Annotated in this window: 10 protein-coding genes; 1 reads left to right on the top strand and 9 read right to left on the bottom strand. The window is 36.5% G+C overall.

Annotated features, from left to right (window positions below; all coding sequences use genetic code 11):
* Nucleotides 1-293: 293 nt before the first annotated feature.
* The 6 genes from AC3WOM_RS25580 to AC3WOM_RS25555 all read right to left on the bottom strand — a co-directional run bounded on the left by AC3WOM_RS25580 (nt 294) and on the right by AC3WOM_RS25555 (nt 7,634).
* Complete coding sequence (locus AC3WOM_RS25580; protein WP_492448882.1) at nt 294-2,054, bottom strand: ABC transporter ATP-binding protein; 1,761 nt, start codon at nt 2,052-2,054, stop codon at nt 294-296.
* Nucleotides 2,055-2,699: 645 nt separating this feature from the next.
* Nucleotides 2,700-3,452: an iron ABC transporter ATP-binding protein gene (locus AC3WOM_RS25575; RefSeq protein ID WP_427548645.1), complete on the bottom strand. Its 753-nt coding sequence runs from the start codon at nt 3,450-3,452 to the stop codon at nt 2,700-2,702.
* Nucleotides 3,449-4,513 carry an iron chelate uptake ABC transporter family permease subunit gene (locus tag AC3WOM_RS25570; RefSeq protein ID WP_427548647.1) on the bottom strand — a complete coding sequence of 355 codons (1,065 nt, stop codon included), beginning with the start codon at nt 4,511-4,513 and terminating at the stop codon, nt 3,449-3,451. The genes AC3WOM_RS25575 and AC3WOM_RS25570 overlap by 4 nt, the downstream gene beginning before the upstream one ends.
* Nucleotides 4,510-5,526 (bottom strand): ABC transporter permease, encoded by a 1,017-nt coding sequence (locus tag AC3WOM_RS25565; RefSeq protein ID WP_492448881.1) that lies wholly within the window; start codon nt 5,524-5,526, stop codon nt 4,510-4,512. Before AC3WOM_RS25565 ends, AC3WOM_RS25570 begins: the two co-directional genes overlap by 4 nt.
* 18 nt (nt 5,527-5,544) lie before the next feature.
* Nucleotides 5,545-6,576 carry a siderophore ABC transporter substrate-binding protein gene (locus tag AC3WOM_RS25560; RefSeq protein ID WP_492448880.1) on the bottom strand — a complete coding sequence of 344 codons (1,032 nt, stop codon included), beginning with the start codon at nt 6,574-6,576 and terminating at the stop codon, nt 5,545-5,547.
* A gap of 380 nt (nt 6,577-6,956) precedes the next feature.
* The gene (locus AC3WOM_RS25555; RefSeq protein ID WP_492448879.1) at nt 6,957-7,634 is read right to left on the bottom strand and encodes a response regulator transcription factor; all 678 of its coding nucleotides are present in this window, start codon (nt 7,632-7,634) and stop codon (nt 6,957-6,959) included.
* Between the two features lie 561 nt (nt 7,635-8,195).
* Here AC3WOM_RS25555 and AC3WOM_RS25550 point away from each other — a divergent pair.
* Nucleotides 8,196-8,600 carry a helix-turn-helix domain-containing protein gene (locus tag AC3WOM_RS25550; RefSeq protein ID WP_492448878.1) on the top strand — a complete coding sequence of 135 codons (405 nt, stop codon included), beginning with the start codon at nt 8,196-8,198 and terminating at the stop codon, nt 8,598-8,600.
* A 310-nt stretch (nt 8,601-8,910) separates the two neighbouring features.
* Here the strand turns inward: AC3WOM_RS25550 and AC3WOM_RS25545 are convergent, their stop codons facing one another.
* From AC3WOM_RS25545 to ltrA, 3 genes are all read right to left on the bottom strand, one after another.
* Nucleotides 8,911-9,918 (bottom strand): DUF4179 domain-containing protein, encoded by a 1,008-nt coding sequence (locus AC3WOM_RS25545; protein WP_492448877.1) that lies wholly within the window; start codon nt 9,916-9,918, stop codon nt 8,911-8,913.
* On the bottom strand, nt 9,896-10,438 hold the full coding sequence (locus tag AC3WOM_RS25540; RefSeq protein ID WP_427548656.1) for a sigma-70 family RNA polymerase sigma factor: 543 nt from the start codon (nt 10,436-10,438) through the stop codon (nt 9,896-9,898). The genes AC3WOM_RS25545 and AC3WOM_RS25540 overlap by 23 nt, the downstream gene beginning before the upstream one ends.
* A gap of 189 nt (nt 10,439-10,627) precedes the next feature.
* A complete protein-coding gene (ltrA, locus tag AC3WOM_RS25535) occupies nt 10,628-11,866 on the bottom strand; it encodes a group II intron reverse transcriptase/maturase (protein WP_492448876.1) in 1,239 nt (412 codons plus the stop codon).
* Between the last annotated feature and the right edge of the window lie 674 nt (nt 11,867-12,540).

Here is a 12,540-nt window from a genome sequence, read left to right as displayed (position 1 = left end):
TGGAACGGAAATCACCTTCATTTGACTTAGGAGTGTTCACAAAGAGTCCCTTGACCATTTAGTTTTTCAACACTATGCAATTGAATGATTCAATTGTTTTTCTTTTACGACGGATACTAAAGAGATAAGGTGCATTTTACCGTTTATAGGGCTTTTTTAGCTGCTCTTTGACAACTAGACAGCAAAAAGCTCAATGTTTATTTGTTTCAAAATTTATTACAAATTGGTTAAGGTGCTGTAAAAATTACACTACCAAACGTTTGAACCTTTAACTACTCCAAATAATTTGGGGCTCAGTCCCTTCTTTCTCCCATTTTAACTGCAGGATGTTCGTCTTTTCCCGTGGCATGCAAGTGTGCATAAATTCCACCGAGGCTGATTAATTCATCATGAGTACCGATTTCGGCAATCCCCGTTCCATCAAGTACCACAATCTTATCGGCAGAGCGAATTGTGGACAAACGGTGGGCAATCACCAATGTCGTCCTCTCCTTTGCGATCTCATCTAGCGCTTCCTGAATCTCTTGCTCCGTCTTCGTATCCAGAGAGGAGGTCGCTTCATCCAAAATCAAAATGGGGGCATTGCGCAGTATCGCTCTGGCAATCGATAGACGTTGTTTTTGTCCTCCCGACAGACGGACGCCACGCTCACCGATAATTGTGTCATACCCATCGTCCATCTGTTCAATAAAACTATGGGCATTCGCTGCTTTTGCTGCCTCCAACACTTGTTCAGTCGTCGCATCTTTCCAACCATATGCAATATTGTCATATACCGTACCATCAAACAAAAAAGTATCCTGCAGTACCATCGAGATATTGCTTCGCAGGCTTTCCAACGTTACATCACGAAGAGCAATGCCATCAATTTCAATCGAACCTTCTTGTGGATCATAAAATCGGTTGATTAAGCTAGCCAGCGTCGATTTACCCACACCCGTCGTACCAACTAAAGCAATGGTCTGCCCAGGAGCAATCGTTAAATTAACGTTTTCTATAATAGGTATCTCATCCTGATAAGCAAAAGATATATTCTGAAATTCAATTTTCCCTGTTACACGAGGTAGAACAATAGCATCTTTCTTTTCTTGAATATCCGATTGTTGATCCAAAATCTCAAACACCCGTTTGCACCCTGCGCTTGCTTGACCCGCTTTTTCTACCAATGCTGAAAACGTTTTGACAGGGGTATAAAACAGCCCTAAGTAAGCTATAAAACCGATGATATCTGCAATGCTGATTTCCCCAGTTTCTACCAATCTACCGCCTACAATAATGACTAGGACGGTCCCAAGTGCTGTTACAAAGGCAAGCAAAGGATACGAAGTCTCATAGAGAAACCGTGCTTTTAAATACGTTTTCGCTTGTTTTAATGATAACTGTGATATCCTCCGCTGTTCTAAATGTTGCCGATTGAAAATCTGGATTTCTTTAATCCCAGACAAGTTTTCCTGCACTTTGCTCGATATTTCTCCACGTGCCTTGGCATTCTCTCTCCACATCGGCGATAGGCGTTTACTTTGCCAAATCGTAATTGCCACAAGAAGAGGAATGGTGATCAGGCTCAGTAAAGCCAACTTGACATTGATGGTTAGTAGCAAAATCCCCACGCCGATAAAGGTCAATACGTTAATCACAAACTCGGGAATGACATACGCCAAAAAGATCTCCGCCTCCATCGCGTCATTCACTACTCGACCAGTCAAATCACCAGTTCGGCTTTTATTGAAATAACGTAAACTCATTCGCTGAAGCTTTCCGTAAAGTTTGGTCCTCAAATCTGATACATAGTGCATACCCGCATAATAATTCAAATAGCCAGCCGCTGAAGTGCCGATCGCTTGTAAGGCGGTTGCTCCAAGCAAGGCAAGACCGACATATAGTGCCTCAGTAGCGAAATTCTCGCTTCCCTCCGTCGCTAGACTGGTCAGTTCCCTTAACGCCCATGGCAAGTAAAATCCGGATATTGTAGCTACGACCACACCCAGAAGCCCCAAACTTAGCTGTAACCAGTATCGTTTAGCACTATACAAAATACGCCAAGCAATCTTCATGTCGCAAACACCCCTTCTTATCATTTGATAATACCTTTTTAAATTTACGAATTAAATTAAATTCAACTCACCAAGAAAGCCGCCCCAAAGACATTAAAAAACGACTTACCTATCATAGGTGAGTCGTCTGATATTTTCACGTTCCCGAAATATGAGGGGGGTTTCAGGTTTCGTAATCATGAACTAGCAAACTTCTGGAGAAAAGTAGCTAAAGTTCATCCTCTCTACACTGTATTGTAGTTAAGGAATACTTCATATGATAATGATAATCATTTTCATTTAAAATGTCAACAAATAATCAAATAATTTGTTCATCTTTTTTCATTATCAATACGAACAAATATAATCTTTATAAGGTGTAGATGAACAGTAGTGATCTACACTCTTAAATAATCGTCACCCCAACAAATACAAGTAAGATTACTTGCCCCTCCACTGTTTCCATTGTTGGATAAAAACCAATGAGAGTATCATCTATAATTTTGTTGAAACTGTATCTTTTAATTGTAGTGTACGCAGACTACACCCACATTTCATCTAGAGTAGCTGTTATAATCTGCGCAAGCTACTGTAGATAATTCGTTTTTCTAACAGTTTTTAGTGTAATACTTATTTTTTTGGGAGATACATCTTTAAATTTTGTTACTAATACACAGCGATTGGCCCATAAGGACCTTCGATAATTTCTATTTTTGTTTCAAAAATATCTGTCAAAATTTTTGAGTCCATAACCTCTTCTACTGTTCCAAAAGCTGCAATTTGTCCATCTTTCATAGCACAAATTCTATCTGAATATTTGGCTGCAAAATTTATATCATGCATAACAGTAAGAATTGTTCTTCCAAATTCATTAGCCGCACGTCTCAAATGCTCCATCATTTGAACAGAACGAGCAACATCAAGGTTGTTTAGAGGCTCGTCCAAAAGTACATATTCAGTCTCTTGACACAAAACCATCGCTACATATGCCCTTTGTCTTTGACCACCAGAAAGTTCATCTAAATATCTATTCTCTAATTCAGTTAGGTCTAAAAAATCGATATATTTAGAAATAATAACCTCATCCTCTTTAGTTAATCTTCCCTTTGAATAAGGAAAGCGTCCAAATCCAACTAGTTGTCTAATCGTAAGCCTAGTTACAAAATGATTTTCTTGTCGCAATATAGTTAAAATTTTTGCTAAGTCTTTTGATTTGGATTCGGAAATGTCCATATTTGCCACTTGAATTTGTCCTTCCTCCATATCCAAGAGTCTTCCAATCATCAAAAGTGTCGTAGATTTTCCAGCGCCATTTGGTCCAATTAAAGAAGTAAAGCCTGCCTTTGGTATTTCAATATCCAAAGGTCCAATTTTCACCTCATCAGTATAGAACTTTTTAACATTTTCAATTTTTATCATAAAGCCCTCTTCCTTAAAATCACAATTAAGAATATGATTCCACCGAATAATTCAATAATAACTGAAACTACACCTTGAGCATGGAATACATGATACATTAAAAAGTATGCACTCGTTATGATTAAGAAACCGATAGCTAGTGCCATTGGAAAAATATATCTATGATCATAAGTTGATGCCGCTTGATAGCTCAATGTTGCTACTAAAAAGCCATAGAAAGTAAGTGGTCCAATCAAAGCCGTTGAAATGGACATTAAAATGGCAACTAATATAAGCGTATATATTACACTAGGTTGATATTTAACTCCAAAAGTAGTAGCAACATCCTTGCCTAATGACAATATATTCAAATTCTTAGAATGAGCAAGAAGTAATATCGCTACAATAATCACCAGTGGAATAACGATAGGAAAATATGCAGAATCCGCATTATTAACCGAACCAAATAATCTCGCCTGTAAAATATCAAACTCTGAAGGCGCAAGTAGTCTTCTCATGAAAGTTGACACAGAATTTAGCCCAGTCCCTATAATAATCCCAACTAAAAGCATCAATTGTAAATTTCCATATTTACCAGAAAGCAACCATCCATAAAGAATCAAACTCATCAAGACCATAACAACAACCTGAAACAGAAATGATCCAATACCACTAAAATTTATTAATGCACTAGCACCAAAGAAAAATATTGTACTCGTATGAATTGTTGAATAAAGTGATTCGAAGCCTAACAGTGAAGGAGTTATAATTCTATTATTTGTAATCGATTGAAAAGCAACAGTCGACAGGCTCTGACAAACTGCTGCAATTATCATTGCGACAAGCGCTACTATTCGTCTCATTACAACAGGGATAAATGAGGGCGAATCTATTGGAACTGGATTGTTATAAACTAAAAGCCCATATGAAGAAAGGATGCCTAAAGCAATCAATGTTATCAGTATAATCCAATAGCGCCTTTCCTCCTTCTTAGAACGAAAAGCTCTAGCTGATCTATTTTCATTCTGAAGGCTAGCATCGATTTCAACATTATCTTTATTTCTATATTCGAATGTGGTCATCGTAGCCTCCTTGGTTTTCTTTGTCTCAATAAAATAGTTATAAATACGACCGATCCTACTGTTCCAAGTATTAAAGAAACAGGTACTTCAAAAGGCATGATAATTGTACGAGAAATGATGTCACAGGCTGTTATAGTCCCCATTCCTATCAGACATACCCAAGGTAAATTACTCCTAAGATCATCGCCTCTAAACATTGAAACAATATTTGGGACAATTAAACCCAAGAAAGGTAAATTACCAATAACAGCTGCAACAATTCCAACTGCAAAAGAAATAAGGGCTGTCCCCAAAAGAACAATCCTATTGTAATTAACGCCAAGGCTTGTCGCGACATCTTCTCCTAGTCCAGCAAGTGTCAATCTATTTGCATAGATAAAAATAAGCAATGTAACGATAACAATTAGCCATAGATATTCATATCTTCCAACCTGAACTGCCGCAAAAGAACCTACAAACCAAGTTTCAATACTTTGTGTCATTTGAAAAAGAAGTCCCGTAAAAGTGGACACTGCTGAAATAACTGCTCCAAGCATTAATCCAATAATCGGAACAATTAAAGACGACCGAAGTTTAACTCTTTTTAAAAATAAAAAGAAAATCATCGTTCCTATAAAAGAAAAAATGATTGCACCAGTCATTCTTTGAACTAAAGTTGGGGAAGGAAATAATAAATAAACTAGGAGCAGTCCTAATCCTGACCATTCAATAGTCCCCGTTGTAGTAGGCTCAACAAAGCGATTCTGTGTAATCAGTTGCATGACGAGTCCCGCCATCGACATTGCAGCTCCTGTAAGCATTAATGCAGCTGTTCTTGGAACACGAGTTATGAAAAACATCTCCATTCCATCCTCTTGTCCACGTATATCATAAACTCCAGTAAACAGTGATATAATGCCTAAAATAATAACAACTATAATCGTTAATATAAAAGGTTTTGTACATATTTTATTGTGGTTATAAAACTGGGGTTGAGAAAAATTCTCAACCCTAGAAATTATATTTTTTGGCACTATTCATACCCCTCTACACTACTTAGCTAAAGTATTTGCAAGATTTTCAAATAACTCTATATAAGTCTGAATTGATTCATTCGTGTAAGTATCTGCTGGTGCATAGATAATCTGTTCTTTAGAAACAGCAGTTGTTTTTTGAAGAGCAGGTGCGTTAGCAATAACATCCTGAGCAGGAGTTGAAGTAGCTGCATCAGAAGTTGCTGCATCACGATCTAATACGAAAAGCCAATCAGGATTGCTTTGTGCAATAGCTTCAACAGAAACTTCATCACCTTTATGATCAGCAGTAGAATCAGCAACTTCTAATGCAGGAACCCAGCCAAAAATTTCATACATTGGACCCCAAACACGTCCAGAATGAGGCGCTGCAAAGCCAATATCTCCGCCAGCGACGATAACACTCATAACTTTATCCGTTCCATTATAAGCAGATTTAGCATTTTCGATAACTTTATCAAAATCTGCTACCAATTGTTTAGCTTCCTCATTTTTATCAAAAATTTGTCCTAAAGCAATTGTAGAATTTTTAAGTCCATTTACTAAGTTTTCTCCAGGCGTTGAAGCTTCCTCAGAAACATCAACATTAAGATCTATAACAACTGCATTTGGCACTAATTTTTTAATATCTTCGTAATAGCCAGCAAATCTTTGACCGATAATTACAAGTTCAGGGTTTGCAGCTGCGATAATTTCAAGATTTGGTTCTCGGTGATTTCCAACATTTTGAACTGACTCGTCCTTTACATATGGTGAATCTGCAGGCATTACATCCTTTGGAGCAGCTGCTAGTTCAATCTCCCAATCAGATAAAGTTTCAAAAGTTCTATTATCCAAAGCAACTACATTTTTTGGATTGACAGGAACAGTAACAGTTCCGTGGGCATCAGTAATTTCTACCGTTGTTGGTTTTGCAACCTCTTCACTTCCGTTAGCTTCAGAAGACTTTGTTTCTTCCTTACCTTCATTACTTGAACTTGAGCAAGCTGCTAGCATCAAAGTCAAGACAGCCATAAGGACAACTAATTTTAAAGACATAAATTTTTTCATGCATATACTCCTTATAATGTAATTTATTTTGAAAATGATAAAATCTAATGATTAAATTGGGTATTATTCACTTTCCAACATAATCGTTATTGATAATCATTTTCATTTGAACGTCCTGTGGAATAGTATAGTCATTAATTATGTGAAAATCTTGTGAAGGGTGTAAGTTAATAAATAAAGTTACTACAAGAACAAATTAGCTATAGAAAAGTGATAAGAAAAGTATTTTTTGATCTAGTCTCCTCCATACTTTCCAGAAACTTCGTAGTTATAGATTAATAGCACAAAAAAACGAGCAAAACTGGTTAAAACAGTTTTACTCGTGTATTCTCGATTATTTTAATATTGATTACTGTGACAAACTAAATTTTTTCTATTAACTATTCAATCATTGAATAGCCCCTTCCATGTATTGTATGAATATATCTATCTTTTTTCTCGCACTTTAGCTTTTTTCTTAGATAACCAATATATAAGTCCACTACATTTGGATTTACTGCTACATCATATCCCCAGACCTGGTTCAATAGCATTTCACGGCTCAATATTCTGTTTTTATTTTTGATTAAAAAAACAAGTAGGTCATACTCTCGCTTAGTAAGCAAGAAATTTTTCCCATTTTTAGTCACAATATTATGGGATGTATCAACGAAGAGATCTTTAAATCGAAAGAAATTTGTTTCGATTGGCTGGATAGCGTCCCCTCTTCTTAAAATGACTTTTATCCTTGCTACTAATTCTTCTTTCACAAAGGGCTTTCGTATATAATCATCTGCTCCTGCTTGTAACCCTGCTATGCAATCCTTGCTAGACACATTGTCGGTCACAATGATTATTGGTGTTGTTTTAACGGCTCGTATTTGTTTGCAAATTTCCGGTCCAGATATACTTAACGAATCCCAATCCAATACGATAATATCCCAATCTTGCTCATACACTATATTCAAACCTTTATTTTCATTGTGAAGTGTTAAAATGAAATAGCCTTCTTTCGTTAGACCACTTACGATTTTCTTTGCTAAAGACCGTTCATTCTTAATTACTAACACCTGCTTCACCCATGGTTCACCTCTACTTCATTACATAAAATAATTTATCACAAAAAAATATCTGATTTATAAATCATAAATTTCTAAAAAACTATTATAACAACTTATCAGGTTAGACTTGAGCAATTTTACAATAAATATGTATAAAATACTAAACTTCGGAATTAAACCGAAGAATAATTCAGTTATTTAACCAAAATATCGGTTTAAAAAGAATTGATGTTACTGTACAAACAATGGCATTGAACAACGCATAGAATACATGAAGAATCACTTTAATGAGAAAATTAGCATAAATACTTTAGCTAAGATGGAAAAAACGACTTCAAATTAGTATACATTATGCAAAAGAAATGCTTGGAGCTGGACTATCTATCCATTAAAGATGGCGTTACTTCAATAAGTTGTGATAGTGAATTTTACTTTAATAGATTGTTGAAAAAAGTAACCATAATGTCAAATGATATATCAAAACAAAATGTTTGAGAATTGGTATTGCTTCATGGTTTAGACTTCAAGATAATCCAGTAGGCATAATGTATAAGAAGGGTAACTATAAGCAGTAGTTGATTGTTAAAACATAAGAAGATAGAACAAGAGGGTTATGAGAGAAAGTTGGCTATACAACTAAAGAATTTAACAAAAAGAGTAGGTATGAACATTAGGGCAATAAGAAAGGCTCAAAAACTAACAATCGATGAATTAGCAGAGATGTGCGATTTTCAAGCCCCCTACTTATCAGACGTTGAACGTGGTGAAAGAAATATTACCTTACAAACATTAACGAAAATATTAGACGCTCTACAGGTTGATGCAGCGAGTGTGCTCATACCTGAAACAAGAGCACAAGATGATTCACTGAGCAATAGAAATGAGATTCTAAACCTTTTAATAAATACACTAGAAGATGAAGATGATATTCGTATGTTATTGAATGTATCTAATGAGATTTTTGGTCGATTTAAGGGAATTTAAAAGAAGCTTGGATCAAGAGGGGAATCTCTTCAGAAAAATGTGGATTTATAACGCTAAGAATATACAGGATTTTATTCAAAATGAAGCACACGCCCTATAACCAAAAACTCAGCTGGATCAACGGTTAAAACCAGTTGTATAAAATACTGCATAAACAATGTGCCATAAAAAAGCCATGAACGCAAACAACTTTCATGGCTTTTTAGTACGTTTTCAAACTTTAATTTGGGAACGTTATTTGTATTTATTTGGTATACATTATTAGTTCTTGTTACACCAAAGCACCTGTTAGTGCAATAAGGATAAATAGTTAATTTAATTCAACCGTAATAGGTTCGAAATCAATTCGTTTATTATCACTTTGACTATTACTTACATGAGCGAATGGATAAAACATAATCGATGTTGCCTCGGGATCCAGTCCATGAATTGTTGCATTCCATGTGATATCTTCACTCGAATCCCCATCCTTTGTGCCAGATCCACCATTATACGGCACTTCATATTTATTGCCTAAATTATCAATCGCACTCAACTCAGCCTCAACATACCTCCATCTTTCATGAACAGCAGGATCGATATCTTGTAAGTAATTAATCGTTAAATTAACATCTGTTTTGACTGCATCGATTAGCTCGACCGTTACCCCCTCTTTGTTTACTTGCTCATTAATTACGATCTGTTTTCCTTCTAGTTTGTTTAAAGAAAATTCAAAATGCCAGTCACCTTTCATTACTTTTTCTCCTGAATGAATTGCTTGAGGACTCCACTCTATATTCACTTTGTCTTGCGGGTTATCACGCATGGATACCGTCATCATGCCAACATAGCCAACACCGTTCACATACTCCCCTTCATAGCCTGCGTTCTTTATATTCGTTGGCATATTCTCAAAAGTCGGAAATGAACCTAAATCCTCTTCAGCTCGTAAAACATATGAAAGAGTTACCGTACTCCCATCGTAAAATGCTTGCTCAATAATTATCTCAATCCCATTGCTTTCTTCAACTAAACCAATATCTGTACTGATCTCCTCATATGCTTGATAGTAGTCTTCTTGTGAAATGAAATAGTCGAATGCCTGACCAATAACCGGAATTTGTGTAACAAAGTTAGCAAATGCAGGTGAAACATAAACAGATGAAATTAGACCAATCGATAGAATTCCCACGGCAGCAGTATATTTAACCATTCGTTTAAAAGGGAATTTCCGTTGCTTCTTCTCTTGTTGAAAAGCGTCAGCCAAAATAGCGTCTAATTCTTTAGAAGGAACAGGAATTTCATTCATAGCCTCTTTAAATCGGTTTTGTTCGTTCATCTATGTACACTCCCTTCAATGTCTTTTTAATTTTCGCTAACGCTCTTTTGCCGTTCGATTTCACTGTACCAAGAGGTTCGCCAAGTACCTCTGCTATTTGTTCGAAAGTCAAATCCTCATAATATTTTAAGAGTAGAACCGTTTTATATTTTTCATCTAATCGATAAATAGCATCAAGTAAGTCCATCTTTTCATCAGATGTTGCGATTTCAGTAGAGAGAGATTGAAATTTTAACTCATCAATTAAAATCACTTTCTTTTGTTTTTGAAGTACACCAAGCGATACATTAATACAAATTTTCATCAGCCATGTCGTGAAATACTTTGGCTCTCGTAGCTGATGAATGGACTCAATCGCCAGCAGCACTGTTTGCTGGAAAACATCTAAAGCATCCTCCTCATTCCGAACATAACTATAAGCAGTCCTATAAAGCTTCTCTTTTTCTTGCTTCAGTAAAAATAGCAGTGCTTCCCGGTCCCCTCTGATTGATTGTTTTACTTTCTTTTCGTTAACCGTCATCCTTTTCACCACCCTATCTATTAGAGAGCCGACCATCAAAAAAAGATGCACTTTTCTAATCGAGTAGGAGACTAGCCATTAATTGACTAGTCGACCTCTCAGTCGAGTAGCCAATGGGGTTTTCACCCAAAGGCTCTCACAGAACTGTACGTGAACCTCTCGATTCATACGGCTCTTATCATTCAACCATTAAGGAAACATTCCAAGAGCCCAATGAGCAAACATTCTGGGCTCTCTTTTTGCAAGTTTATTGAGCCAATCTTTTGCACGCTTTTTATGTCCTCTGAACCTTTTAAATTTACACATTGCCCACTTAACTAATCTTCGATTTACACAGTCAATAGAATACCGTACTGCTGATGGATTGTATTTCATGAAATAATTTAGCCATCCTCTAATAGTTGGATTTATCATTTCAGCTATTATTTCAATTTTACTTCCTGTAAAGCTATGTATTCTCATTGCTTTAATTTTATCTCTGAAAGATTTTGTGGACTTTTTACTTACTGATGGCAGAAAATTAAATTGCAACCTTCCTGTTCGGTCTTTAATAAAAGTTTTACGGAACGTATAACCTAGAAAGTCGAACTCTGTGACAGAATATTCCTTTTCTCTTTCCTTATCCTTGCAATATATAATCTTTGTTTTCTCTGGATGTAGTTCTAGCTTGCACTCTTTCATCCTTTGATTTAATCTAGCTAAAATCTCCATTGCTTCTGCTTCGGTCTTACAATGTATAATAGCATCATCTGCATATCGCTCAAATGGTGCTTCAGGATTTGTTCCAACCATCCATGTATCAAAGGCATAATGCAAAAACAGATTCGCTAGAACAGGACTTATTACACCACCTTGCGGTGTACCACAGTTTCGTTCAATCTTTTCTTCTTTTGAATTGATAAATGGCGCTTTGAGCCATCTTTCAATGTACATCAGTATCCAAGGTTCATTTACATGCTTTCGTACTGCTCGCATTAGTAATTCATGATCGATATTGTCGAACAGTCCTTTAATGTCGAGCTCTAATACATAATCATATTTCCAACACATTTTTCTTGCTTGTCCAATTGCTTCTAATGCAGATTTATTTGGTCTGTATCCATAAGAATTTTCATGAAACAATGGCTCCACTTTCGGTTCAAAATACATCTTAACTACCATTTGCGCTACTCTGTCGCTAACAGTCGGAATCCCTAAGCCCCGCTTTCCACCTGTTTTCTTCGGTATTTCAACTAACTTTACTGGTGGTGGAAAATAACATCCCGAGCTCATTCTATTCCATATTTTATAAAGATTTTCTTTGAGGTTCTCTTCAAACACTTTAATATCTTGACCGTCAATCCCAGCGCTTCCACGGTTTGCCTTGACTCTTTTAAACGCATCCAGTACAACGTGTTTTGAAATCTTATACGGTTTACTCTCTTTCATCAAATCCTCCTGTTTTACCAGTTGTTCTCAGCTTTCGAGTTGAATGATGATGTCCCTTCGCTCCATTACCATTACAGTAACTTCCTCACTACTACGAACATCTCCGCCCCTATCATCTCGCTTCGCTATTTCGACCTCACCTTTCTGTGGCTTGTGTCTTTTCACTTACCATCGAGATGCAGGTTCCTGTGTTTCACATCAGAGCCTGATATACACTCATGCCACCTTAATACCGTTTGCCAAGTAGACAGCTTTCCAGGTTATCTTCTACTCTTATCCTTGCCTAGTGGTGAAAAACAAGTTTTGACAAAGTTTTACGTTATCGATACTTCTTCAGCGGTTCACTTGCGTTCATCTTTGTATATCTCACATGATTGATTTGTTTCAACCTTTTCCCTAGACGCTCACCACCGCAACTCTTTATTGCAGCAGCTTAGGGTTGTTTGATAGATTTGCCTGATTCAATCTCTATCGAGGGGTCTTCCCTCATCTCTAATGTGCCTTTGCACAGCACACCACCACCGTATGTACGGTTCCGTATACAGCGGTTCAATCCCTTAAGTATCTGAGCTCATAAAGCCGGGTTATATCTTTCAACCCCACTTTGTGAGCTTTTCATTTGTTATCGCTCGATGGATAATCTCGTTTCTCGATAGTCGCCAATACCCTTTTCT

The organism is Lysinibacillus sp. FW301-JW8 (genome assembly GCF_058788755.1).
This window is presented reverse-complemented; position numbering and strand designations above follow the sequence as displayed.

Coding starts and splice junctions, on each gene's coding strand:
- AC3WOM_RS25580 (WP_492448882.1), bottom strand. CDS start 2,054: ATGAAGATTGCTTGGCGTATTTTGTATAGTGCTAAACGATACTGGTTA.
- AC3WOM_RS25575 (WP_427548645.1), bottom strand. CDS start 3,452: ATGATAAAAATTGAAAATGTTAAAAAGTTCTATACTGATGAGGTGAAA.
- AC3WOM_RS25570 (WP_427548647.1), bottom strand. CDS start 4,513: ATGACCACATTCGAATATAGAAATAAAGATAATGTTGAAATCGATGCT.
- AC3WOM_RS25560 (WP_492448880.1), bottom strand. CDS start 6,576: ATGAAAAAATTTATGTCTTTAAAATTAGTTGTCCTTATGGCTGTCTTG.
- AC3WOM_RS25545 (WP_492448877.1), bottom strand. CDS start 9,918: ATGAACGAACAAAACCGATTTAAAGAGGCTATGAATGAAATTCCTGTT.
- AC3WOM_RS25540 (WP_427548656.1), bottom strand. CDS start 10,438: ATGACGGTTAACGAAAAGAAAGTAAAACAATCAATCAGAGGGGACCGG.
- ltrA (WP_492448876.1), bottom strand. CDS start 11,866: ATGAAAGAGAGTAAACCGTATAAGATTTCAAAACACGTTGTACTGGAT.